Raw genomic sequence first — 25,412 nt, 5'->3', positions numbered from 1 at the left:
AAGGAGTACGCCGATGAACCGATACATGATGTTCCTGATTGCCCGGCGGGTCGGTGCCGGCATCCTGACTTTACTTATCGTCTCGGCGGTGGTGTTTTTTATCACCAGCCTGCTGCCAGGCGATGCGGCGCAGATGATCCTTGGACAGAACGCCACGCCGGAGACGGTGGCAGCGTTACGTCAGCAGCTGGGCCTGGATCAGCCGCTGCTGATGCGCTACTTCAGCTGGCTGGCGGGCATGGTACAGGGTGACTTTGGTACCTCGTTTGCCAGCCATCTGCCGGTCTCGCAGCTGGTGGCGCAGCGCATTCCGGCCACCTTTGAGCTGGCGGCGATCACCACCCTGATCTGCGTGCCGCTGGCCCTGATCATCGGCATCATTGCGGCGATGAATCGCGGTACCCGGCTCGACCGGGCGCTGGTGATCGGCACCATGGCGACGGTGGCGGTACCGGAGTTTCTGGTGGCAACGGTGGCGGTACTGATCTTTGCCGTCAAGCTGCACTGGGTGTCGGCGATGTCGTTCGGCAGCCCGGACAGCGATCTGCTGAGCTACCTGAAAGCCTATGCACTGCCGGTGCTGACCTTGTGCTGCGTGCTGGTGGCGCAGATGGCGCGCATGACGCGCGCGGCGATCATCAACCAGCTCGACAGCCCTTATCTGGAGATGGCGCTGCTGAAAGGGGTTTCACCCCTGCGGGCGGTGCTGCGTCACGCGCTGCCGAATGCGGTCGGACCGATTGCTAACGCTATTTCACTCAGCCTCTCCTATCTGTTCGGCGGGGTGATCATTATCGAAACTATCTTCAGCTATCCCGGCCTCGCCAGCCAGCTGGTTGACGCAGTCAGTAACCGCGATCTACCGGTAGTGCAGCTCTGCGTGATGCTGTTTGCTGCCTGTTACCTGGTGCTGCTGCTGGCGGCTGATGTCCTGACTATTGCCTTTAACCCCAAATGGAGAAGCGCATGAACAGACTCTTGCTTCCCGTCCGTTTTTTCCAGTCGCTCTCGTGGTCAGGTCGGCTGGGACTGCTGATGTCGCTGTTCTGGCTGCTGATGGCCGCCTTCGGCACCCAGCTGGCACCGCACAGCATTGATGATATCGGCGGCGGTCCGCTGATGGGCGGACTGACGCCCGATAACCTGCTGGGCACCGACTATCTCGGGCGCGACATGCTGAGCCGTATTCTCTACGGCGCGAAGTTCTCGATCGGGCTGGCGCTCAGCGCCGCGCTGCTGGCCAGCCTGATTGGCACGCTGCTGGCGCTGCTGGCGGCGGTCGCCGGTCGCTGGCTGGAAGAGCTGCTGGGCCGCGTCAACGATGCGCTGCTGGTGCTGCCAGGCAAAGTGCTGTCGCTGATGATAGTCGCGGTATTTGGCTCGTCACTGCCGATGCTGATCCTGACGGCGGTCTTCACCTACTGGCCCGGCGCGTTCCGTATCGCTTTCGCTATGGCCAGCACGCTGCGCAGCATGGATTATGTTCGTGCTTCCCGGTTACGCGGTGAAAGCCGCTGGTACATCGCGATTCACGACATTCTGCCCAATATGGTGCACCCGATGCTGACCGATTTTGGCCTGCGCTTTGTCTACATCGTGCTGCTGCTAAGCGGCCTGAGTTTCCTCGGATTGGGCGTGCAGCCGCCGTATGCCGACTGGGGCACGCTGGTGCGTGAAAATATTCAGGGACTGTTTGATGGCTCGCCCGCGGTGTTGATGCCAGCACTGGCGATTGCCAGCCTGACTATCGGGGCCAACCTGTTTATCGACAGCCTGCAGGCGATGCGTCCGATGACGCTGGCGAAGGAGGGAGCATGAACGTGACGCCACATACTGCAATGCCGGTGATATCGGTCGACAAGCTGCGGGTTACCGCGCAGACCGATCGCGGCGAAGAGATCGATCTGGTCTCCGACATTCACTTTACCGTTCAGAAGGGCGAAGTGCTGGCGCTGATTGGCGAATCCGGCTCGGGGAAAACCACCATCGCCATGGCGCTGATGGGCTATGCCCGCAGCGGCTGTCGCATCGCCGAAGGCAATATTCACGTAGCGGGTACCGACGTCAACAGCCTGTCACCGGGCCAGCTGCGCGCGTTTCGCGGTAACAAAGTCTCGTATATTGCCCAGAGCGCCGCCGCCTCCTTCAATCCCGGCATGAAGATTCTTGATCAGGTGATCGAGCCGGTGGTGATCCACGGCACCATGACCCGCAAAGCGGCCAGAGCTAAAGCGATTGGCCTGTTTCGTGAACTGGCATTGCCCGATCCGGATACCATTGGCGACCGCTTTCCGCATCAGGTTTCGGGCGGGCAGTTGCAACGACTGATGACGGCGATGGCGCTGATTGGCGATCCGGACGTGGTGATCCTCGACGAACCGACCACCGCGCTGGACGTCACCACTCAGGTGGAGGTGCTGAAAGCGTTTCGCCGGGTGGTGGCACAGCGTGGCGTCACCGCCATTTACGTCAGCCACGATCTGGCCGTGGTGGCGCAGATGGCGGATCGGATTCTGGTACTGCTGCGCGGACAGATGGCGGAGTATGGCACCACCGCGCATCTGATTGGCGCACCGCAGGCGGAATATACCCGCCTGCTGATGGAGGCGGCGCGGCAGAAAGAGCGCCCCAGCAACTGGTGTCCGGCCGCGGCCGATGTCCAGCCACTGCTGGAGGTACGCGACCTGAATGCAGGCTACGGTCCGCGCGACAGCGACGGCCACCCGAAAGTGCGCATCCTCGAAGAGATCAACCTCAAGCTGTGGAAGGGGCAGGCCATCGGCATCATTGGTGAGTCGGGTTCCGGTAAAACCACGCTGGCGCACGCCATCGCCGGGCTGAATGCGCCGAGTCATGGCCATATTTTGTTCAACGGTCACTACATTGCTGGCGATATGCAAAAACGCCCTGACAATGAGCTGCGGCGCATTCAGTATGTGTTCCAGATGGCGGATACCGCCCTGAATCCGGCGCACAGCGTGGAGCAGATACTGTCGCGTCCGCTGACGCTGTTTCACGGACTGAGCGGAGCGGCCCGGCAACAGCGGCTCTGGCAGCTGCTGGAGCTGGTCAAATTGCCGCGCAGCGTGTTGTGGCGGCGTCCGTGGGCGCTCTCCGGCGGGCAGAAGCAGCGTGTCAATCTGGCACGGGCGCTGGCGGCTGAACCGGATCTGATCCTGTGCGATGAAGTGACCTCGGCACTGGATACCGTGGTGGCCGCCGCGGTGCTGGACTTAATCAGTGAGCTGCGCCGTGAACTCGGCCTGTCAGTGATCTTTATCAGCCATGATATGCATGCGGTACGCGCAGTATGCGATGAAATCGTGGTGATGAAGAGCGGACGAATCATCACTCAGCTGGCGCGCAACGACTACGATAAGCCGACCACGGAACTCTATTTTGAGCGGCTGAAACGGGCGGTGCCGGAACTGCGGCAGGGCTGGCTGGATGAGCATGAAGAGGTGCTGAAAGCGGAGTAAGGCTGAGGCGCGACGCGCCCCGCAGCAGCAAAGAGGCAACTGAGAATATGACAACGCCTCTGCCCGTCGTGGCAGAGGCGCGAAGCAGGAAGTGGCCGCGTTATCGGGTCGCATCCTGCCTGATAACCAATAACAGAGGTAGCAATGCTATGCCTGCACCGATTCGTTATGTACAGGACAGTGCAAACTTTCCGGAGACCGCCGATGTGGTGGTGATTGGCGCCGGTATCGCCGGGGCTGCCGCCACCTGGGAGCTGGCAAAACAGGGGCTCAGCGTGGTGTTAATCGAAAAAGGGCTGGTGGGGGCAGAGCAGTCGAGCCGCAACTGGGGCTGGTGCCGCCAGCAGAACCGTGATGAGCGCGAATTGCCGCTGATCATCTATGCCCTGCAACGCTGGGGCGAACTCAACGCCGAAACCGGTGAAGAGCTCGGTTTTCGCCGCAGTGGGCTGGTCTACGCCACCCAAATTGAAGCGGATATCGCCGCGTGGGAGAAGTGGGGCCAGATGGCGAAAAGCTACGGCGTCCGCAGCGACATTCTCACCGCCGAACAGGCAAAAGCGATGACGCCTGGCAGCACCACCGCCTGGCGTGGTGGTGTCTCATCCCCGACCGATGGCCATGCCGAACCGCGCCTTGCCGCACCGGGCCTGGTGATCGGCGCGCAGAAGCACGGTGCGCTGGTATTTCAGCAGTGTGCAGTGCGCGGGCTGGATATCGCCGCAGGCCAGGTCAGCGGCGTCTGGACCGAGCGCGGCCTGATCAAAACCAGCCGGGTGATCTGTGCCGCGGGTGCCTGGACCTCGATGTTCTGCCGCCGTCACGGTATCGATCTGCCGCTGGGCAATGTGATCGGCACCGCCTTTCGCACCCAGCCGATTGAACAGGCGATTGCCATGCCGCTCTATACGCCGGGCTTCGCCTGCCGGCCACAGCTGGACGGCAGCTACACCGTGTCGGTCTCCGGACGCGGACGGCTGGAGCCAGGCGCGCAGGGGCTGCGCTATGCCCGCCAGTTCTATCCGACCTTTAAAAGCCGGCGGAAAAATCTCACCCTGAATCTCGGTATCACGCCGTTCTTCAACGGCCCGGAAGCGATGGGACGCTGGGAATTTGATCGCATGTCGCCGTTCGAACGGATGCGGATTCTCGATCCGGCGGCGGATGCGCACATTGTTGAAGAGGGGCTGGCTGCAATGCGCCGTGAATACCCGGCGCTGGCAAATCTGAAGCTGGCCCAGTCGTGGGGCGGCATGATCGACAGTACCCCGGACGCGATTCCGGTGATCTCGACGGTGGCGAAACTGCCTGGCCTGGTGTTATCTGCCGGCTACAGCGCACACGGCTTCGGCATCGGACCGGGCGCCGGACGGCTGGCTGCCGACCTCGCCACCGACGCCACCCCAATCGTTGATCCCAGACCTTACCGCTACAGCCGTCTGGTCGACGGCAGCGGACTCGAAACCCCCGGCATGATGTAAGGAGACTCCATGAGCATAACGCTACGTGCAATGACGGCAGACGACCTTGATACCTGCTACGCGATGACCCAGGCGCTGAAATGGCCGCATCGCCGCGAAGACTGGCAACTGGCGTTGCAGTTAGGTGAGGGCACGGTGATAGAGGAGCAGGGCAAACTGATCGCCAGTGCGGTGCTGTGGCGCTGGGGCGAACAGGCGGCCACCATCGGCCTGGTGATCGTCGACAATCAGCAGCAGGGACGAGGTCTCGGCAAACAGCTGATGCTGGCGCAACTGGAAAAGCTGCCCGGCTACAATGTGCGCCTGCATGCAACGGAAATGGGCAAGGGGCTGTATGAAAAGCTCGGGTTTGTCAGCTGCGGTGAGATCCGCCAGCATCAGACCCGCGCACTGGCGACGGTACCGTCGATCCAGCTGCCTGCCGGACTGGAACTGCGTCGCGCCACCGGGGCCGACCATTCATCGCTGGTGGCGCTGGATTACCAGGCGCACGGGATGCACCGTCCGGCGCTGTTTGATCACCTGCTCAGCGACACGCAGACCCTGCTGATGCAGGATGCTGACCAGCAAATCCACGGTTTCGCCAGCCTGCGCCGCTTTGGTCACGGCTGGGCGATTGGCCCGATCATCGCCGATGATTTTCCGGTGGCGCAGGCGCTGGTCGCCGCGCTGATGCAGGGAGTAGAGGGAGAATTTCTGCGCATAGATACCGAGGCGACTCTGCCGCTGGCAGGCTGGCTCAGCACGCTGGGGCTGGAACAGGTTGACGCGCCGACCACCATGGTACGCGGAACGCCGTGGACGCCGCAGAACATGCAGGCGTTTGGCCTGATGACGCAGGCGATGGCCTGATGCAGATAGTCTATAAATCTGAGCCGGAACGCGGCCGGCTGTGGCAGCGCTGGCTGGCGCAGCAGGCACCCGATATTCAGCTGCATATCTGGCCGGAAACCGGCGAGCCGGATCGGGTGGATGCGCTGATCGCCTGGCAGCCGCCCGCCGATATCACCGCCTGTTTTCCCAATCTGAAGCTGCTGTTCTCGGTGGGTGCCGGTGCCGATCAGTTTGACCTCAATGCTCTGCCGGCCGATTTGCCGGTGGTCAGGATGATTGAACCGGGGCTGACCCAGGGCATGGTCGAATATGTCACCTTTTCGGTGCTCGGCCTGCATCGTGATATGCCGCGCTATTTGCAGCAGCAACGCCAGCAGCAGTGGCTGGCGCACAGTGCGCTGCCCGCCGCGCAGCGTCGGGTTGGGGTAATGGGAATGGGCGAACTGGGCCAGGCGGCGTTGCGGCAGTTGGTGGCGCTGGGCTTTGATTGCGCGGGCTGGAGCCGGACGCCACGACAGTGCGCTGGCGTCCGCTGCTGGCACGGCGATGACCAGCTGGCCGATTTTCTGGCGCACAGCGACATCCTGGTCTGCCTGTTGCCGCTCACCACCACCACTCACGGCTTGCTCAATAGCACGCTGTTCAATCAGCTGCCTTATGGTGCCGCGCTGGTTCAGGCGGGCCGCGGGCCGCAGCTGAATCACGACCATCTGCTGCTGGCGCTGAAGAGTGGTCAGCTGCGCGCGGCGGTGATTGACGTCACCGATCCCGAACCCTTACCGGCGGATCATCCCTTCTGGCACCATCCGGCGATCTGGCTGACGCCGCACATCGCCAGCCAGACCCAAAACGAGAGCGCCATTGCTGCCCTGCTGGATAACCTGCGTCGCTATCAGCGCGGGGAGCCGCTGCACGGGCTGATTGACCGTTCGCGAGGATATTAAGATGGATCATTTAGTCGCGCTGCGTCGCGATCTGCACGCCCATCCGGAAACCGGGTTTAACGAGCAGCGCACCAGCGATATCGTGGCCGCCTTTCTGCATCAACTCGGCATTGAGGTGCATCGCGGCATCGGTAAAACCGGCGTTGTCGGGGTGCTGAAAAAGGGTAGCAGCACACGGATGATCGGTCTGCGTGCTGATATGGATGCGCTGCCGATGCAGGATCAGGGTGATGCGGCGTGGAAAAGTCAGGTGGAACAGGTGAGTCACGCCTGCGGTCACGATGGTCACACCGTGATGCTGCTGGGCGCGGCGGAAGTGCTGGCGCGCGATATCTCATTTGATGGCAGCGTCTGCTTTATTTTCCAGCCCGCGGAAGAGGGGCTGGCCGGGGCGAAGGCGATGATCGACGACGGATTATTCAGCCGTTTTCCCTGTGACGCGGTCTACGCGATCCACAACTGGCCGGAACTGCCGCTGGGCAGGGTACAAACCCGACCTGGTCCGATTATGGCGGCAGCCGACCGCTTCGACATCCGGGTGATCGGCGAGGGCGGCCATGCGGCACAGCCCCACCTGACGCGCGATACCCTGCTGGCAACCAGTGAACTGGTGGTGCAGCTCAATACGCTGGTGGCGCGGGCGCTCGACCCCTGCGAAACCGGGCTGTTAACCGTGACCCGTATGCAGGGCGGCTTCTCACACAATATGATCCCGGCTGAAGCCAGCCTGACCGGCACGGTTCGCACCTTCAATCCGGCGGCACAGGCAACGCTGGAAGCACGGCTGCGCCAGATGGCAGAACACATTACCGCCGCGCACGGCCTGCGCGCCGAGGTCAGCTATCACCGCTACTACCCGGCGACCATCAACAGCGCCGCTGAAGCGCAGTTTTGTTTGCAGGCGCTCAGCCAGGCGGGTATTCCGGCCGACCTCGCGCCGCAGCCCGCGCTCACCTCAGAAGATTTCGCCTTTATGTTGCAGGCGCGTCCCGGCGCTTACCTGTGGCTGGGCTCGGCACCCAGCAAGCCGCTGCATCATGCGGCCTATGACTTCAACGACGCGCTGATCCCGCATGGTATCCAGGTGTTTGTCGCGCTGATTCAACAGGCGCTGGCAGAGAAATTTCCCTGCTGAAAGCCGCAGGATTTTGACAGGAAATGCCGCTGCCTGCGGAATTACGGCAGCGTAAGAAACCAACGGGTTGCGATACTTGAGCCAACCGAACGTTACGTGGATGAGGGTTTAAAATGCAGAATGTCATGGCAGAGCAGCAAGCATACTCCGATAACAGCCTGTTACTGGATGCACGCGAGCAGAACGTGCCGCGTGGCGTGGTCACCGCACATCCGTTGGTGATCGAACGCGCGAAAGGCAGCGAAGTGTGGGATGTGGAAGGCAATCGCTATCTCGACTTCGTTGGCGGTATCGGCGTGCTGAATGTCGGTCATAATCATCCGGCGGTGGTCAATGCCGTCACCCGTCAGCTGGGCATGGTTTCCCACGCCTGTTTTCAGGTGGTCGCCTATCCGGGCTACATCACGCTGGCCCAGCGGCTGAACAAGCTGGTGGGCGGAGATGAGGCCTATAAAAGCGTCTTCTTCACCAGCGGCGCCGAAGCGGTAGAAAATGCGGTGAAAATCGCCCGTTCCCATACCCAGCGCCCCGGCATTATCGCCTTTGATGGCGCTTTTCATGGCCGTACGCTGCTGGGCGTAACCCTGACCGGCATGTCTGCGCCCTATAAACAGAATTTTGGTCCGTTCCCGGGTGACATTTACCGTGTGCCTTTCCCGAACCCGCTGCACGGTATCACCGAAGCGGACTGCCTGAAGGCACTGGATCAGCTGTTCGCGGTACAGATTCTGCCGGAGCGGGTCGCGGCGATCATCATCGAGCCGGTACAGGGTGACGGCGGCTTCCTGCCCGCGGGTCCGGCATTTATGCAGGCGCTGCGTCGTATCACCAGCCAGCATGGCATTCTGCTGATCTGTGATGAGATCCAGTCCGGCTTCGGGCGTACCGGCACGATGTTCGCTTTCCAGCAGCTGGGGATCAAACCGGATTTAGTCACGCTGGCGAAAAGCCTGGGCGGCGGTCTGCCGATTTCCGGCGTTGTCGGGCGGGCAGAGATCATGGATGCCCCCACGCCTGGCGGACTCGGCGGCACCTATGGCGGCAATGCGCTGGCCTGTGCTGCGGCGCTGGCGGTACTGGACCTGTTCGAACAGGAGAATCTGTTGCAGCGTTCCTGCCAGCTCGGCGAACAGCTCAATGCGCGTTTGCGCCAGCTGGCGGATAAATATGCCTGCATTGGCGATGTGCGCGGTGTTGGCTTTATGCAGGCGGTTGAGATTCTGGACTTTGAAACCGGGCGGCCCGATGCAGCCCTGACCCAGAAGATTCTCGACAGCGCCTGCCAGGAAGGTCTGCTGCTGATTAAGTGCGGGCTGCATCGTAATACCATCCGTTTCCTGGCACCGCTGGTGACCACTGACTCGCAACTGGAAGAAGCGCTGCATATCTTCGATATTGCGCTGGCCCGCGCCACCGGGCGGTTAGGGTAAAGTCAGCTTCCTCATTGATATTGTTGGAGTAATTTGAAAACCTCCCGCTGGTATAACCACTGCTTAGCGCTGGCGCGTTTACCGTAAAGCGTGTTATATCTTCGGGAGGTTCTGCACATTTGATTAACAATGAGGGGTGCTATGAACGGCTTAATGAAACTCGACCGCATCGACATCAACATTCTGGTGCAACTCCAGAAAGATGGCCGTATCAGCAACGTTAACCTCGCCGATGCTGTAGGCCTTTCCCCCAGCCCCTGTCTGCAACGGGTCAAGCGCCTGGAACAGGCGGGCTTTATCACCGGCTATGAAGCGCACATCAACCTCACGCGCATCACCGATTCGGTGACGGTATTTACCGAAGTGACCCTCTCCGGTCATCGCCGCGAAGACTTTATGAAATTTGAAAGTGCGATGCGCGACGTCGATGAGCTGATGGAGTGCCATCTGATCACCGGCGGCTATGACTATTTGCTGCGTTTTATAACCCGCAGTATTGAGCATTACCAGGAAGTGATTGAGAAGATGCTTGACGCCCAGATCGGCATCGATAAGTACTTCAGCTATATCGTCATTAAATCACCGATCATGAAAAGCAGCGTGCCGTTGCGCTCGCTGATCAGCAAACAGAACTCGGTCGAGTTTGGTGTCTGACGGGCGGCCTCTGGTCGCTTATTCCCGCCTTCCCTCAACACGGGGAAGGGGGCGAGTGCTGGAGCCGTTTTCCCCGTGCTGTTTACCGTCACTCATCTGCTTTAGCCCGCACTGCCTGCCTCCAAACTTGATTCACCGCCGTCTGTATGCCCGCCACCTCAGCCCGTTTTGACGACGCTGGCGCGCAGCGGCGACACCGCTGACCCGGCTCGCCACCAAACACAACCGCCCGCAGCATAAAATTTCATTCCCCGCTGAAATTCAGCCGCTAAAACCCCTTCTGATACGCGCTACAGTCTTAACCGTTCCGCAAACCCTTTTACACTGATTTCAACCGATACAAGGAGTTGTCATGAGCTCATTCGTGATTGCTGACCAGCAATGGCAGCGTGATGCATTTACCGTCTCCACCGCACGTCAGCGGCTCGACCTCGACTGGGTCCACCACCAGCTGGCGGAAAAGTCCTACTGGGCGCAGGGCCAGCCACGGGCCAAAACTGAGCGGGCGATTGCCGGTTCATTGCCGTTTGGCCTCTATCACCAGCAGGCGCAGATCGGTTTTGCCCGGCTGATCACGGACTACACCCGTTTTGGCTGGCTGTGCGATGTGATGATCGATGAGAACTGGCGCGGGCACGGGCTGGGTAGCTGGCTGGCGACCTGCGTCCGTGAACATCCCGAACTGCAAACGGTGCACCGCTGGATGCTGTCAACCCGTGATGCCCATCAGGTCTACCAGCGACTCGGCTGGCGTGTGGTGCAGGATCCACAGACGCTGATGGAATTTCCTCCCTCCTGACCCTGGAGTTAACCTGAGATGCGATACCGCGTTGGCGTGGATATTGGCGGATCTTTTACCGATTTCGCCGTGCTCGATCAGCAAACCAATCAGATTCATACCCTTAAAGTCCTGTCGCGCCCGGATCAACCGGGCAGCGAAATCGTCACCGGGCTGACGCAGTTTCAGCAGCGCGATGGCATTGAACCGGCAGAGATTGGCTATTTTACCCACGGCACCACGGTCGGGATTAATGCGGTGATCCAGCGGCGCGGCGTGCGGCTGGCGCTGTTTGCGACTGAAGGCTTCTGCGATGTGCTGGAGCTGGCGCGCCTGAAAATCCCGCATATCCACGATCTCTTTTCGCGGCGTCCCGCGCCGCTGATTAGCCGCGATCGGGTGTTTGCCATCCGCGAACGCAGCGACTGTTACGGCAACGTGCTGCAAGCGGTCGATCGCCAGAGCGTGCTGGATGCGATAGAGCAGGCGCGGGCGGCGGGCTGTCAGGGCATTGTGGTCTCGCTGCTGCACAGCTACCGCAACCGGCACAATGAAGCCGCAGTGAAAGCGATTATCGACGAAGTGGCCCCGGAGCTGCTGACCTCCTGTTCGGCCGACATCTGGCCAATCATCCGCGAATATGAGCGCACCATCACCGCCACCATTAACGCCTACGTTCAGCCGATGGTGATCAACTATCTCGAATCCTTTGAGCAGGCGCTGCATCGCCTTGGGGTGAAACCACCGCCGCGCATTACCAAATCAAATGGCGGCGTCATGGGCCTTGAGCAGGCGAAACGCGAATGCGTACAGATGGTGCTCTCCGGTACCGCATCAGGAGTCATCGGTGCCAGTTATCTCGCCAGCGCCTGCGGCTTTGACAAAATTCTCAGCCTCGACATCGGCGGCACCAGTGCCGACGTGGCGGTGATCGTCGATGGCAAGGTGGCGCAGGGCAACGGCGAAATCATCGGTGATTTTCCGATCTTTATTCCGTCGGTGGCGGTGACCTCGGTCGGGCAGGGCGGCGGCTCGCTGGCGTGGATTGATGGCCAGGGCGTGCTGCAGATGGGACCGGACAGCGCCGGATCACTGCCGGGACCGGTCTGCTTCCAGCGCGGCGGCACCCAGCCTACCGCTACCGATGCCTTTGCCGCCTGCGGCATGATGGGGCACGGCGCGCTCGGCTACAACGCGGTAAGCGTGGATGTGGCCGCCGCTCGTGCGGCCTGGCAACCGCTGGCGGACAGGCTCAATGTGACGGTGCAGGAAACGGCAGAGACCGCCATCCAGCTGGCGATCTCCAGCATGTACAGCGATACCAGCGGCTTGCTCTCCCGTTTTGGCCTCGATCCGCGTGAATTCTGGTTCCTCGCCTTTGGCGGCGCAGGGCCGATGATGGGCTGTTTCCTGGCCCGCGAGCTGAACATGAAAGGCGTTATCGTGCCGCTTACGCCAGGCGTTCTCTCGGCGCTCGGCGGGCTGGTGGCGGATATCCGCAATGACTTTATCCGCACCCTCTACAGTGACCTGACGCCAGCGCTGGCCGACACCTTAGCCAGCGAAGCGCAGGCGTTACAGCAACGTGCCTGCGGCTGGCTGGCGCAGGAGCACGGCAGCGAGATGCCGTACCAGCTGCAATTCAGCGCCGACATGCGCTATCGCGGCCAGTCGTTTGAAATTGAAGTGCCGCTGGAGGCGAACTGGCTGGCGACGGCTGACGTTACGGCGCTGCATCAGGCGTTTGACGCCCAGCATCAGCAGATGTTTGGTCACTGCGACCCGGAAGCGCCGGTACAGCTGATCAATCTGCGGCTGGTGATCGCTTCGCCCACCCCGAAACCGGCGATCAATCGTCTGCCGGTGGCCACCGAACCGGCTGCGGTGCTGAAGCAGGCAGACGCCTGGATCGATGGCGCATGGCATCAGGTGGATGTGGTGCTGCGGTCGGAACTGCGTGCCGGGCATCGGCTCACCGGCCCGGTGATCGTCGCTCAGGATGATTGCACCACCTGCGTGCCGCCCGGCATGTGGGTCAATGTCGACCCTTTTGGCAACCTGCTGATCACTGCGAGTGAGGCGTAATATGGCAATTGACGGACGTAACCTGCAGATCCTCGCCAACTACTGCGCGGCGGCCGCCGATGCAATGGCGTTTACCCTGATGCGCACCGCGCACTCAACCTTTGTAAAAGAGACTGAAGATTTCTCCTGCCAGATCGTCAGCCGTGACGGCCTGGCCTTCGCCTCACCACGCAGTTTCGGCGCGCCCTGGTACAGCGGCATCGACTATGCGCCGGTGCTGGCGCTGATTGCGGATTACGCCGAGGGCGATATCTGCATCACCAACGATGCCTACGCCGGTAACGTCGCGACTCACTCGCCCGATATCCATATCTGGAAACCGGTGTTTCATCAGGGCGAGATTGTCTGCTTCGTGGTCGGGCACATCCATAACACCGATGTCGGCGGCGCGGTGCCGGCCTCGCTGTCGCGTTCGCTGACCGACATCGTGCAGGAGGGGATTCGCATCCCGCCGCTGAAGATCGTCAGCAATGGCGTACTGAACGGCGATGTGGCGCGCATCATGCGGCTTAACGTGCGGGCTCCGGATCAGAACTGGGGCGATTTCAAAGCACAACTGGCGTCGGTGAACGTCGGTGAGCGCAAAATTCACGACATTATCGCCCGCTTTGGCGTGGAGGATTTCCTGCAGGGCATTGAAGGCATTCTCGATTACGCCGAAGCACAGGCGCGTAGCATTATCACCACCATTCCGGACGGCGACTATTTTTATGCCGATTACGCCGACGAAGATGGCGAAGGCGGCTATCCCTGTCGCATCGCGATTACGCTGCGGGTCAGGGGCGACCAGCTGGAGCTCGACTACACCGGCAGCGATCCTCAACTGGCTTCCTCACTGAATATGCCGACCGGCGGCCGTGAGCGCCATCCGCTGGCGCTGGTCGGCGTGACCTATGTGCTCTCCACGCTGGACCGCTCGCTGCTGCTCAACGCCGGTACGCTGCGGCCGACCCGGGCGATATTGCCGCCCGGCACGGTGATGAACTGTGAGGCCCCGGCGGCGGTGGGTATGCGCTCATTGACCTGCGCACTGTCGCAGATCGCCACGCTGGGCGTCTTCTCGCTGGCGATGCCGGACCGTCTGCCGGCTAACTCGCCGGGCGGTAACTCGATCATGAATATCCGTACTCAGACCGCCAGCCGCAGCGTGGTCGCCTCGCTCGGTCCGGTTGGCGGTGGCGCGGGCGGCACGCCGCGACATGATGGACCCGATGGCTCGGGCGGCCTCTCCGCGTTCCTGAAAAACACCCCGATTGAGATCAATGAAGCGGAGGTCCCCATTCGCTTCCACCGCTATGGACTGGCGCAGGACAGCGCCGGTGCTGGCCAGTATCGCGGCGGGTTAGCCACCGAAATGGCGTTTGAAATTTTTTCGCCCAACACCACCATTACCGCGCGTAACCGCAACCGCTCGGTATTTGCCTCGGCAGGCGTGATGGGCGGGCAGAGCGGGGCGCTCTCCTGTTTTCGCACGCTGCGCGACGGGAAGGTGATCAACCACGGCAACACCGATGTGATCGGCGCAGAGCCGGGCGATGTGGTGGAAGTGCGCGGGCCGGGTGCCGGCGGCTACGGCTTGCCGTCGCAGCGCGATCCGGAAGCGGTATTGCAGGATGTGCGCTGCGGCTTTCTCAGCCTGGACGCCGCCCGGCAGCAGTATGGCGTGGTGATCACCGATAACCAGCTGGATCAGCCCGCGACGGCCCGACTGCGCGCCGCGATGCCACAGCAGGCGAGCCAGCATTTTGAGCACGGCGCAGCGCGGCAGCGCTTTGAATCGCTCTGGACAACGCAGCGGTATCACTTACTTACGGTTTTTCTTGCTGCGGCGCCGGTCAGCTGGCGGCACTTCCTGAAAACCCAGGTATTCCGCGCGGTGGAAGAAATAGGCGAAACGGCGGATATGGCGCAGATATTCAGTGATTTGCGTCAGCGATATCCGGCAATGGCGAACAACTAACGGCAACGCGCCATCGTCTACTACGCTTTAAGTCTGCAAGGACAACCAAGGGAAACGCGACGATGAGCATGAAAACCAGTGATTTTTTTGTCCAGCGCCTGAAAGAGTGGGGCGTCACCCGGATTTATGGCTACCCTGGCGACGGCATTAACGGCGTGCTGGGGGCGATCCAGCGCGCCAACAAAAAGGGTGATGGCATCGAGTTTATTCAGGTGCGCCACGAAGAGATGGCCGCCTTTATGGCGGCCGGTCACGCCAAATTCACCGGCGAAATGGGCGTCTGCCTGTCAACCGGCGGGCCTGGTGCCACCCATCTGCTGACCGGTCTGTATGACGCCAAAATGGACCATGCACCGGTGCTGGCGATTGCCGGTCAGGCAGAAGCCACGGCACGCGGAGCCAGTTATCAGCAGGAGATGAATCTGGATCGCGTCTTCTCAGACGTGGCGAATTTCGTTCAGGAAGCGGCGGCCCCGGCCCAGGTACGACACCTGATCGATCGCGGGGTACGCATTGCCAAAGCCCAGAACGGCGTCGCGGTGGTGATTATCCCTAAAGATATTCAGGATGAAGAGTGGCAGGCACCGCAGCATCTGCACGGCTTCACCCATTCAGGCAGCGGCTATCAGCGGCCGAAAGTGGTGCCGTATGAAGCGGATCTGCAACGGGCCGCCGACGTGCTGAACGCCGGTAAAAAAGTGGCGATTCTGATTGGTGCAGGCGCACGCAACGCGGCGGTTGAAGTGGTGCAGGCCGCCAATGTGCTGGGGGCCGGAGTCGCGAAAGCGCTGCTGGGCAAAGATGTGCTGCCGGACGACGCGCCGTTTGTCACCGGTTCGATCGGCCTGCTCGGCACCAAACCCTCGTCAGATTTGATGAAAAACTGCGATACCCTGCTGATGATTGGCAGCGGCTTCCCGTGGACCGAATTTTTGCCGGAAGAGGGCAAGGCGCGGGCGGTACAAATCGATATCGATCCGGCGATGCTCGGCCTGCGCTATCCCTGTGAAGTGAATCTGCATGGCGATGCCGCCGAAACCCTGCGCGCGCTGCTGCCGTTGCTGGAGCATAAGCAGGATCGCAGCTGGCAGGAAGATATTGCGGTTCAGGTGCGTGACTGGTGGACGCTGATGGAAGAGCGCGCGATGGCGCCAGCGAATCCGGTCAATCCGCAGCGCGTGGTGTGGGAGATGTCACCGCAGTTGCCGGACAACGCGATTGTTACCTCCGATTCCGGTTCCTGCGCCAACTGGTTCGCCCGCGATTATCGGGTCAAACAGGGACAACGCGCTTCGCTCTCGGGCGGTCTGGCCTGCATGGGGGCCGCCGTGCCTTACGCCATCGCAGCGAAGTTTGCTCATCCGGAAAAACCGGTGGTGGCGCTGGTTGGGGATGGCGCGATGCAGATGAATAACATGGCGGAGCTGATCACCATTCAGAAATACTGGCAGCAGTGGGCCGACCCGCGATTGATCGTCTGCGTGTTCAACAATCAGGATCTCAATCAGGTGACCTGGGAGCAGCGGGTGATGGAAGGCAATCCGCGCTTTGACGCCTCGCAGCAGTTGCCGGATGTGAAATACGCCAAGTTTGCCGAATCGCTGGGCATGATCGGTATTTTCGTCGATAACCCTGACGATCTGGCGGCCGCCTGGCAGCGTGCACTGAGCGCTGACCGTCCGGTGCTGCTGGAGGTGAAAACCGATCCGGAAGTGGCACCGCTGCCACCGCACATCACCTTTAAGCAGGCAAAAGCCTTTATGGCGTCGATGGCGAAAGGCGACCGTGGCGCGGCGCAAATCATCAGTGATACCGCCAGTCAGCTGCTGCATAAAAAGCATTAAGGGTTAAATCGGGCAGTGTCGCACCGCTAACCTTAGCCTTCTCTCCCCGGATGCACTCGCGTCCGGGTTTATACCCCTCTTCATCATCACTAACGGGAGTCTTAACATGGCGGCTCATACAAGCCCTGTCTGGTTTATCTCAGGATGTTCTACCGGTTTTGGACGTGAACTGGCGCAGCAGACTATCGCGCGCGGTTTCAGGGTGGTGGTGACGGCCCGCGATACCGCAAAAGTTGCCGATCTGGTCGACGGCCATGACAATGCGCTGGCGGTGACGCTGGATGTCACGCAGCAATCCAGTATTGATCAGGCGGTGCAGGCTGCGCTGAATGCGTTCGGCACCATTGACGTACTGGTGAATAATGCCGGTTACGGTTATCAGAGCTCAGTGGAAGAGGCTGAAGAACAGGCGATCCGCGCGCAGTTCGATGCCAACGTATTCGGCCTGTTTGCCCTGACCCGCGCCGTGCTCCCTGTGATGCGCAAGGCACGCTGCGGTCATGTGATCAACATTACTTCTGTGGCGGGTTTTATCGGTTTTGCCAGCTCCGGCTACTACTCAGCAAGCAAACATGCGGTGGAAGGCTGGTCCGACTCACTGGCGCAGGAAGCGGGTCCGCTGGGCATTCACGTCACCTGCGTGGAGCCGGGACCGTTCCGCACCGACTGGGCGGGCCGCTCGCTGCATCAGACTCCAAGCACCTTACCGGAATATGCCGATACCGCGGCCGCCCGGATGAAAGCTACCGCCGAATACAGCGGCACCCAGAAAGGCGATCCTGCCCGTGCGGCGCAGGCCATGATTGCAATTACCGAGCATGATAATCCGCCACGCCATCTGGTGATGGGCGCATGGGGATATGAGGCGGTAACCAGCAAACTCAAAGAGCGGCTGGCGCAGATTGAAGCGTGGAAACAGACGTCGGTGGAGACTGATTTTCCTGAGTAGAACTTATTACTGTGCGGGTGGCAGAAAGCCGCCCGCGCGCGCGTGAGCCTGAAGTCGTTAAAAACAGGAAAGGCCCGTTTATCGGGCCTTCAGGAACTAAGCGCGTACCTTAGCTTTCTACATTTCGCGCGCATTCAGTTCTTGCAGCTTGCGGCGCAGCAGGGCAGAGGAGGAGCGTTTTCTCGCCTGAGCTAACTGGGCTTTAATGGCAGGCAGATCGGGATTGGCCAGCCACTCAGCTATCAATAGTGCTCTTAACTCCTTATACCGGGTTTCGACCGGAGCCAAAGGGGTTATTTCATCGTGTTTATTGTAAAACGACATAGCAAGCTCTCCCTGTAGTCACGACTTTATAAGCCCGGAAACAGTCCGGGATTAAAGGTTGCGGCGCTTTTTCCGACAACCCTGTTCGGGGATAGTAGCGCAGTTCATTTTTTAACCCAAGTACGGCGTCGTAGATCTCCTCCAGGGGAGTCGGACGGTTGCGGTCAACGATCTTTCCTGACGCAGCCTGGAAAACAAACCCGCCAATAAAGAAACGTTCATTGTGTGCCATTAACGCCAGTACTACGCTTTTTAAAACGACAGCACTACCTAATCCGGCAAAGCTGACATGGCGAAAATCGCCCAGGCACCCCAGACCATCGAACACGTCAAAGCAGACCTCCGCCAGGCCGTTAACCGGAAAGGAGACGCCTTGTGGCATCCGGTATCCGATACGGGTAAAAGTCTGTTCATCCAGCAGATTGCCAACGATGACGGTGTAGGTCTCATTACCGGCAACAAACACGTAGCTGTGATGAACACGGCGATCGTAAATAAACCTTTTTCGCCTGATGTTGTAATCTTCGAGAAAAATCTCTTCTTCTATGCGCACTTGTCATCCCTGTATGCAGCCTGTGAATCTTTAAGCAACGATTCTTCTGCTCCTGCCCGGCTCCGTCAAATATCCATATAAAAAATGTGGATACCCATTCCAGGGTAACCGCCGCTGTTGCTGCGTATCGACCTCATTTTGCGACTCTTGCCGCACTTCACTTCAGTGATGCGCTCCGTAATCGCGCACGCCTGCGTCATCATCGTGCTGAAAAAATAAACAGAGACCCGCGTCCGGCATCATAAGAATTCGATCTTGTATCCCAGGCCGTATTCCATCTGGCATCCCCGTTTCAGACCGCGCTGTTCACCGCTAACTGGCACGCTTCCTGCACCTTTCTGCACTTAGTAATCGGGAAGACTTTTGGCGAGGTTCACATGTTTGACTCCTTATTAGATGAAGATGCGACCACCCTGGCGGCACTGGTCCGCCGTGGTGAGGTCTCGGCCAGCGAACTGACCCAGGCGGCGCTGACGCGGATGGAACGGCGTGAACCGGATATCCAGGCGTTTTGTACTCCGACGCCGGACCTTGCGCTGGCACAGGCGAAGGCGCTGGATGCGCGGCGGGCGCGGGGTGAAACGCTGGGTGCGCTGGCGGGCGTGCCGCTGGCGGTGAAAGATTTGATCTCTACCGCCAGCGTCCGCACCACCTCCGGTTCGGCGGCATACCAGGATTTCATACCTGAAGACGATGATATTACGGTCGAGCGACTGCTGGCCGCCGACGCCATTCTGCTGGGAAAAACCACCGCGCCCGAGTTTGGGTACAGCGGTGTCGGACACAATCCTCTGTTCCCGTCGCCGCGCAATCCGTGGGACCTGACCAGGACGCCTGGCGGCTCCAGTGCCGGATCGGGCGCGGCAGTGGCGGCGCGGCTCTGTCCAATCGCGCTGGGCAGTGATGGCGGCGGCTCGGTGCGCATTCCGGCGGCGCACTGCGGCATATATGGTTTCAAAGCCTCAATGGGACGCGTGCCGCTGTGGCCCGGCTGCCGCGATGAACGCTATCCGGGCGTCTCCAGTTGGGAGTCGCTGGAGCACATTGGCCCGATGACGCGCACGGTTCGCGACGCCGCCCTGATGATGTCGCTGATGGCGGGCCCGGATATGCGCGATCGCCACTCCATTCCCTGCAGCGACGTTGACTGGCTGGGCGCGCCCGGCCAGCCGGTCGAAAAACTGCGCATCGCCTTTAGCGCCGATTTTGGTTACGTGGCGGTCGATCCCGAGGTGCGCGCTGTGGTCAGTGCCGCCGCGCAGCGTTTTGCTGAGGAGATCGGTGCGGAGCTGGAGCTGGCCGATCCCGGATTTTGCGATCCTTCGGCGGCCTTTGGTGCGCTGGTGGCGATGGAAAGCGATCTCAGTGGGATGCGCAGGATGATGGAACAGCAGGGCGATCGGATGTCGCCGCACCTGGTCGCCATGCTGCAACGCGACTGGCGGGCCGAAACCTTTACCGACGCCATTACCACCCGCAAAGCGGTCAGCAACAGCCTGTGGCGCTTTATGCAGCGCTACGATCTGCTGATCACGCCGACGCTGGCGGTGCCGCCGTTTACGCTCGGTATGCAGGGACCGGAAATCATTGATGGCCGCATGGTCCGCAGCGATCACTGGCTGTCGTTCTGCTTCCCGTTCAACTTCACCGGCCAGCCTGCGGCCTCGGTGCCCGCCGGGTTCACCGCCAGCGGCCTGCCGGTGGGGCTGCAAATCGTCGGACGGCATCTTGATGATGCCTTAGTGCTGGCTGCCAGCGCGGCTTTCGAGCGCATTCAGCCGTGGAACCACCTTCAACCTGGAATCGCCCAATGAAAAATGCTTCTGCGCCTGCATTAGAACAGGAATTTGAACATCAGCCGGTGCCGCTGTCGCACCGCCACTCCACCCGCTCCGTCTCGGCGGTCTGGTTCGGTTTCCCGATGATCCTGACCAACGCGCTGTTTGGCGGCATCATCACCTGGCACCTGGGCTTCTGGCCGGCGCTGATCGCCATTCTGCTCGGCAATCTGGTGCTGTTTGCCTACGTCGGCGCGCTGAGCTGGTACGCCGGTAACACCGGGATGAACTTTGCCTTACAGGCGCGCCGCACCTTTGGCAGCAAAGGTTACATTCTGGTCTCCGGTTTTCTCTCAACGGTGGTGATTGGCTGGTACGCCTTCCAGACCGGCCTGACCGGCACGGTGATCAATCAGACTTTTGGCTGGAATGCGCTGGCGGTCACCGCCTTTGCCATGGTGCTTTATACCGCCATTACCTTTCTCGGGGTGCGTGCGCTGTCGGTGCTGGGGATGATCGCCGCGCCGCTGTTTGTGGTGCTGGGCGGAGTGGCGCTGTGGCTGATAGGCCAGCAGCATGACTTCAGCACGGTGACTCACTGGCAGGGCAGCGCCAGTGCGGCGGGCGCGATGAGTATGGGCACCGCCGTCACCATGGTGGTGGCGGGCTTTGCCGACTCCGGCACCATGACCGCCGACTTTACCCGCTGGTCGAAAAACGGCCGTTCGGCGGTGATCGCAGCGTTTTCCGCCTTTCCGGTGGCGAACGTCATCTCTTATCTGTTTGGTGTGGTCATCGTTGCGGTCGGCGCGGCGGTCGATCCGCTGACCAACGGCGGCAACTTTCTGCCGATGCTGATGGGGCACAGCGCCTTTTTATCGGTGGTGGCCTGTCTGTTCGTGTTTATTAACCTCGGCTCGGTCTGCACCCACTGCCTGTATAACGGCGCGGTGGGCTTCAGCCATCTGTTCAGCAGTAAAATGCGCCTCTGGACGCTGATCCTGGGCGCGATCGGCGGGGCGCTGGCGCTGGCGGGCGTCTGGTCTTACTTCCTGGACTGGCTCAGCCTGCTGGGCATTGTGGTGCCGCCGTTTGGTGCAGTGATGATTGTTGACCTGATTTTCATGGCGAAAATCAGCGAGCAGCGACCGTCGCAGCGTTTTCGCGCTACCGCCTTTGCGGCCTGGGCGATCGGAAGCCTGTGTGCAGTTATCGCCCATCTGGCCTTTCCGCAGTTGGGTGAGGCGGTGATCGGCCTGGTGACCGCCGCGCTCAGTTACAGCCTGATTAGCCGGGTGCGTGCGCCGCGACCGGTGATGGAGAAGAAAAATGCCTGATTACAGCGTCAATTCAACCCCCTACGCCTGGCCGTTTGACGGTGGCTTCAGCCCGGCCGATACCGCGCTGGTGGTGATTGATATGCAGACTGACTTCTGCGGCGTCGGCGGCTATGTCGATACCATGGGCTACGATGTGGCGCTGACCCGCGCCCCGATTGCGCCGTTGCAGCAGGTACTGGCGGCGATGCGCGCCCGGCAGTTTCCGATCATTCATACCCGCGAAGGGCACCGGCCGGACCTCAGCGACTTACCGGCCAATAAGCACTGGCGCTCGCGACGGATGAAGGCGGGCATTGGTGATGACGGGCCGTGCGGCCGTATTCTGGTGCGCGGCGAACCCGGCTGGGAGATTATCCCGGAGCTGGCGCCGTTGCCGGGCGAGGTGGTGATCGATAAACCGGGCAAAGGCTCGTTTTACGCCACCGATCTGGAGCTGATCCTGCGCAGCCGCCACATCCGCAATTTGATCCTCACCGGCATCACCACCGATGTCTGCGTGCACACCACGCTGCGGGAGGCCAACGACCGCGGATTTGAATGTCTGGTGCTGTCCGACTGCTGCGCCGCCACCGAGCGGCGACATCATGAGGCGGCGCTGAGCATGATCCATATGCAGGGCGGAATTTTTGGTGCGGTTGCCAGTTCGGCAGCCTTGCTGGATAGCCTTGGCGGATAACGCCTGTGGTCTGCCGCCGTTCAGCTCTGCCGTGCCTCACGCGGCGGGCTGGCCTCAATCAGGCTGGCAAGCTGATCGACCGGAACCGCATGACTGAACAGATAACCCTGCAGCTGGTTACACCCGGCATCCGCCAGCGCCGTCATCTGGCCTGGCGTCTCGACGCCTTCGGCGGTCACCATCAGGCCCATCGCGTGGCCCAGCTTCACCACCGATTCAATAATCGCCACCGAGTTATCCGCTACGCCCAGCGACTGGGTAAATGAGCGGTCAATTTTGATCTTATCGACCGGGAAGTGGCTGAGATAGTTGAGGCTGGAGTAGCCGGTACCAAAATCGTCCAGCGCTATCCGGAAGCCAGCGTCGCGCAGCGCAACAATGATGGCGCGGGCTTCATGCTCATCGTCGATCAATACGCCTTCGGTAATCTCCAGTTCAATTCGCGTCGGATCGCCGCCGTGCTGCCGCACAATGTCAGTCATCCGCTCTACAAAGCCGGTGGCGCGAAACTGCACCGGTGAGACGTTGACCGCCACCATCAGGTCGGGAAAACGCTGCTGGGTGGCACAGGCTTCCGTCAGCACCCATTCACCCAGCGGAATAATCAGCCCGGTCTCTTCCGCAATCGCAATAAATTCACCCGGCACTACCAGGCCACGGATCGGATGATGCCAGCGCAGCAGCGCCTCGACACCAACCATCTGCTGACCGCCAATGTCCATCAGCGGCTGATACCAGACTTCCAGGCCCTCACGGTTTTGCAGCGCAGTGCGCAGATCGGCGGCGATGGTTTGCCGGGTGCGCACTGACTCATCCATCGCCCGTTCGAACTGGCGATATTTGCCGCGTCCGCCACTTTTGGCTTCATACAGCGCAATGTCCGCTTTGCGCATTAACTCCAGCCGATCAACGCCATCTTTAGGTGCCAGCGCCAGGCCGATACTGGCACCGCTCCAGACTTCACTGCCAAACAGCGTAAAGGGCTGGCTGAGCTGGTCGATGATGCGCTGCGCCAGACCCTGAGCCTGAGAGAGCGTCTCCACTTCTGGCATCACCACGATAAACTCGTCGCCGCCGATCCGGCCAACGGTATCGCTTGCCCGCACCATCCGGCTCAGACGCTGTGCCACCGCAACGATCAGTTCGTCGCCGGCGTGATGACCGTAGGTATCATTGATTGCTTTGAAGCGGTCGAGATCGATCAGCAGCAGCGCCACCCGCTGATCGTGGCGCGTCGCCAGCGCCAGTGCCTGAGTCAGACGATCTTCGACCAGCGCACGATTGGGCAGCCCGGTCAGCACATCGTGAAACGCCAGATGCTGCGCCTGCGCCTCAGAGGCACCGAGCTTCAGCATCGACTGCGACAGATTGATCGACGAGGTCCAGAGACGGCGCACCATATACAGGCAGAGCAGGGAGATCGCCAGCACCGCCAGGCCGGTTGACGGGCCGATAGTGCGCAGCATCTGCGCGCCGGGGCGTGACGGCACCCAGTTGAGGTAGCCGACCGCCTCACCAGACTGCGCAATCAGCAGATAACGCGCCCCGGTGCCGGGCTGCGGGCTACCGTTGGAGAAATGGAGTCCCTGTAGCTGATTGCGTTCGGCCAGGCTGGTCAGATAGCCATCGTCGAGGAACTTCAGGCTGACCAGCCGGAAGCGTGGCTGGGCGTCACTGTCACGCTGAATATTGCCGACCGCCAGCGCGGTGGTGCGACCGGCTAAGCGGGCGTAATCAGCTTTGTCCTCGCGCGAACTCTCCTGCACCAGCGGATTTTTCAGGATGTCGTTGACCAGCGTGGCTGCCTGCCGTGGCGCGACCGGTTGGCCGTCACGCCATAGCCTGACGATCTGGTTTTGCTGATCCAGCACCAGGATCAGCTGATGGCCAAACATCTCAAACAGCCAGTTGCCAATGTTCTCATCCAGCCAGCCTGAGGCGGCACCGTCATCCAGCAGCCGCTGCTCAAGCGGCCGCCAGCGTGACAGACTGCGCAACTGGCGCAGATGTTCGTTCAGACTCTGGGTGAACGAGGCTTCAATCATCCGCTGTTGCTGTTGCCGCGCCTCCACGTTGGTCAGCGAGGTGCCAATGAACAGCGCCGTGCCCGCGCCGCCAAAGGTCAGCAGCAGAATCGCCACCAGCGGCACCAGCACTTCACGCAGGAAACTGCGGCGGAAATCGCCAGAAAGTTTAAGGCTGTTAATCATTTTTTAGTTTTTCTCAAAAGCAGGAGTACAGCTTAAAAGCTAGCAGACGGTAACGGGACTTTCACACAAACCTTCAGAGTCAGTGAAGCGGATGGGGATTTTTGTGGTGAAGGTGAGGAGGCAAGAGCTGGTGCGGCAAGAATGAAGGGGTGACAACAGGAGATTAATCCAGTCAGGCTAATGGTTGATAGGTTTTGAGGTGACGTGGTTGCAGCAGAAGCGCATGTTGATGGTGCCAGAATGATATCCAGACATAAAGTTGTGTATGTTAAGGTCAGGATATCTTAACGCTGTTGAGTGAAAACAGAATGCCTCAAATGACTCTTCACCTTTTGAATGCGCAGAACAAACTAACCGCTCACGCTCAATGGTTGCAAAGCTGTCTGAACGCGACATACCAGCTGGCTAATAGCTTTATGCCGCTCCCTTCTGTGGATGTTGTTGTAAAAGCCGGATCATATGTCATTCCTGAGAAAGGGCATCTGGGATATTGTCCTGAGCCCGGCATCATTTATATAACCGTCGATCATGAGAATGCCCTGTTTTGTAAAAATGATGCTCATTCGCTTGAACGCATGTTTGCTCATGAACTACATCATGCCGCGAGGTGGGCCGGACCGGGATACGGCTCTACTTTAGGTGAAGCGATTGTCTCTGAAGGGCTTGCTGGTCATTTTTCTCTGGAGCTTTTTAAAGGTAAGCCTGAGCCCTGGGAAAGCCTCAGCCCAGACACCGTTCAGCCCTTCACGCTGCAACTCAGTGAAAGCTGGCATCACACTGATTATGACCATAACGCATGGTTTTTTGGGGCGAGGGATCTACCGAAATGGGTGGGATATACCGCAGGGTTCAACCTTGTCAGAAAGTACCTGACAAACTTTCCCAGTCTGAAGGCTTCAATGCTGGCAAACATAGAGGCAGAGAAATTCCGGCCATTTATCTGAACTGCAACGGCTGC

21 protein-coding genes are annotated in these 25,412 nt (G+C 60.4%); 18 read left to right on the top strand and 3 right to left on the bottom strand.

Annotated elements, in window-relative coordinates; all coding sequences use genetic code 11:
• Positions 1-13 precede the first annotated feature (13 nt).
• The 14 genes from WFK59_RS08035 (at position 14) to WFK59_RS07970 (ending at position 17,573) form a co-directional block, all read left to right on the top strand.
• Positions 14-970: an ABC transporter permease gene (locus WFK59_RS08035; RefSeq protein WP_233987752.1), complete on the top strand. Its 957-nt coding sequence runs from the start codon at positions 14-16 to the stop codon at positions 968-970.
• Positions 967-1,818, top strand: coding sequence for an ABC transporter permease (locus WFK59_RS08030; protein ID WP_233987753.1), 852 nt, complete (start codon positions 967-969; stop codon positions 1,816-1,818). The genes WFK59_RS08035 and WFK59_RS08030 overlap by 4 nt, the downstream gene beginning before the upstream one ends.
• The gene (locus WFK59_RS08025) at positions 1,815-3,479 is read left to right on the top strand and encodes an ABC transporter ATP-binding protein (protein ID WP_336755529.1); all 1,665 of its coding nucleotides are present in this window, start codon (positions 1,815-1,817) and stop codon (positions 3,477-3,479) included. The genes WFK59_RS08030 and WFK59_RS08025 overlap by 4 nt, the downstream gene beginning before the upstream one ends.
• Before the next feature lie 149 nt (positions 3,480-3,628).
• Positions 3,629-4,960, top strand: coding sequence for an NAD(P)/FAD-dependent oxidoreductase (locus WFK59_RS08020; protein WP_233987755.1), 1,332 nt, complete (start codon positions 3,629-3,631; stop codon positions 4,958-4,960).
• A gap of 9 nt (positions 4,961-4,969) precedes the next feature.
• Positions 4,970-5,812 carry a GNAT family N-acetyltransferase gene (locus WFK59_RS08015; RefSeq protein WP_336755528.1) on the top strand — a complete coding sequence of 281 codons (843 nt, stop codon included), beginning with the start codon at positions 4,970-4,972 and terminating at the stop codon, positions 5,810-5,812.
• Complete coding sequence (locus WFK59_RS08010; protein ID WP_233987757.1) at positions 5,812-6,738, top strand: 2-hydroxyacid dehydrogenase; 927 nt, start codon at positions 5,812-5,814, stop codon at positions 6,736-6,738. The genes WFK59_RS08015 and WFK59_RS08010 overlap by 1 nt, the downstream gene beginning before the upstream one ends.
• 1 nt (position 6,739) lies before the next feature.
• Positions 6,740-7,873: a M20 aminoacylase family protein gene (locus tag WFK59_RS08005; RefSeq protein ID WP_336755527.1), complete on the top strand. Its 1,134-nt coding sequence runs from the start codon at positions 6,740-6,742 to the stop codon at positions 7,871-7,873.
• 113 nt (positions 7,874-7,986) lie between these two features.
• Positions 7,987-9,303: a 4-aminobutyrate--2-oxoglutarate transaminase gene (gene gabT / locus WFK59_RS08000; protein WP_233987759.1), complete on the top strand. Its 1,317-nt coding sequence runs from the start codon at positions 7,987-7,989 to the stop codon at positions 9,301-9,303.
• A 141-nt stretch (positions 9,304-9,444) separates the two neighbouring features.
• The gene (locus tag WFK59_RS07995; RefSeq protein ID WP_094121843.1) at positions 9,445-9,957 is read left to right on the top strand and encodes an Lrp/AsnC family transcriptional regulator; all 513 of its coding nucleotides are present in this window, start codon (positions 9,445-9,447) and stop codon (positions 9,955-9,957) included.
• A 352-nt stretch (positions 9,958-10,309) separates the two neighbouring features.
• Complete coding sequence (locus tag WFK59_RS07990; protein WP_233987760.1) at positions 10,310-10,756, top strand: GNAT family N-acetyltransferase; 447 nt, start codon at positions 10,310-10,312, stop codon at positions 10,754-10,756.
• 18 nt (positions 10,757-10,774) lie between these two features.
• A complete protein-coding gene (locus WFK59_RS07985) occupies positions 10,775-12,820 on the top strand; it encodes a hydantoinase/oxoprolinase family protein (protein ID WP_336755526.1) in 2,046 nt (681 codons plus the stop codon).
• Between the two features lies 1 nt (position 12,821).
• Complete coding sequence (locus tag WFK59_RS07980; protein WP_233987762.1) at positions 12,822-14,780, top strand: hydantoinase B/oxoprolinase family protein; 1,959 nt, start codon at positions 12,822-12,824, stop codon at positions 14,778-14,780.
• Between the two features lie 62 nt (positions 14,781-14,842).
• Positions 14,843-16,624: a thiamine pyrophosphate-requiring protein gene (locus WFK59_RS07975; RefSeq protein ID WP_336755525.1), complete on the top strand. Its 1,782-nt coding sequence runs from the start codon at positions 14,843-14,845 to the stop codon at positions 16,622-16,624.
• Positions 16,625-16,730: 106 nt separating this feature from the next.
• Entirely contained in the window at positions 16,731-17,573 is an 843-nt protein-coding gene (locus WFK59_RS07970; protein WP_336755524.1) for an oxidoreductase, read from the top strand.
• Between the two features lie 117 nt (positions 17,574-17,690).
• Here the strand turns inward: WFK59_RS07970 and WFK59_RS07965 are convergent, their stop codons facing one another.
• Both WFK59_RS07965 and WFK59_RS07960 read right to left on the bottom strand, forming a co-directional pair.
• Positions 17,691-17,897 carry a hypothetical protein gene (locus tag WFK59_RS07965; RefSeq protein ID WP_233987765.1) on the bottom strand — a complete coding sequence of 69 codons (207 nt, stop codon included), beginning with the start codon at positions 17,895-17,897 and terminating at the stop codon, positions 17,691-17,693.
• Positions 17,881-18,450 carry a hypothetical protein gene (locus WFK59_RS07960; protein ID WP_336755523.1) on the bottom strand — a complete coding sequence of 190 codons (570 nt, stop codon included), beginning with the start codon at positions 18,448-18,450 and terminating at the stop codon, positions 17,881-17,883. The genes WFK59_RS07965 and WFK59_RS07960 overlap by 17 nt, the downstream gene beginning before the upstream one ends.
• A gap of 377 nt (positions 18,451-18,827) precedes the next feature.
• Between WFK59_RS07960 and WFK59_RS07955 the strand changes: the two genes are divergently transcribed.
• Genes WFK59_RS07955 through biuH form a run of 3 tightly spaced genes read left to right on the top strand, consistent with a single transcriptional unit; the run spans position 18,828 to position 22,244 of the window.
• Positions 18,828-20,264 carry an amidase gene (locus tag WFK59_RS07955; protein ID WP_336755522.1) on the top strand — a complete coding sequence of 479 codons (1,437 nt, stop codon included), beginning with the start codon at positions 18,828-18,830 and terminating at the stop codon, positions 20,262-20,264.
• Positions 20,261-21,565: a purine-cytosine permease family protein gene (locus tag WFK59_RS07950; RefSeq protein WP_233987768.1), complete on the top strand. Its 1,305-nt coding sequence runs from the start codon at positions 20,261-20,263 to the stop codon at positions 21,563-21,565. Before WFK59_RS07955 ends, WFK59_RS07950 begins: the two co-directional genes overlap by 4 nt.
• The gene (gene biuH / locus WFK59_RS07945; protein WP_233987769.1) at positions 21,558-22,244 is read left to right on the top strand and encodes a biuret amidohydrolase; all 687 of its coding nucleotides are present in this window, start codon (positions 21,558-21,560) and stop codon (positions 22,242-22,244) included. The genes WFK59_RS07950 and biuH overlap by 8 nt, the downstream gene beginning before the upstream one ends.
• A gap of 20 nt (positions 22,245-22,264) precedes the next feature.
• On the opposite strand, the gene WFK59_RS07940 is transcribed toward biuH, so the two are convergent.
• Positions 22,265-24,454 (bottom strand): putative bifunctional diguanylate cyclase/phosphodiesterase, encoded by a 2,190-nt coding sequence (locus WFK59_RS07940; RefSeq protein ID WP_336755521.1) that lies wholly within the window; start codon positions 24,452-24,454, stop codon positions 22,265-22,267.
• Between the two features lie 317 nt (positions 24,455-24,771).
• Here WFK59_RS07940 and WFK59_RS07935 point away from each other — a divergent pair, with 317 nt between their 5' ends.
• On the top strand, positions 24,772-25,398 hold the full coding sequence (locus WFK59_RS07935) for a DUF2268 domain-containing putative Zn-dependent protease (protein ID WP_336755520.1): 627 nt from the start codon (positions 24,772-24,774) through the stop codon (positions 25,396-25,398).
• Positions 25,399-25,412 lie beyond the last annotated feature (14 nt).

It is taken from the genome of Pantoea sp. USHLN298, assembly GCF_037149395.1.
Lineage (GTDB): Bacteria > Pseudomonadota > Gammaproteobacteria > Enterobacterales > Enterobacteriaceae > Pantoea > Pantoea astica.
Note: the sequence above shows the minus strand (reverse complement) of the source record. Positions and strands in the feature narration are given on the sequence as shown.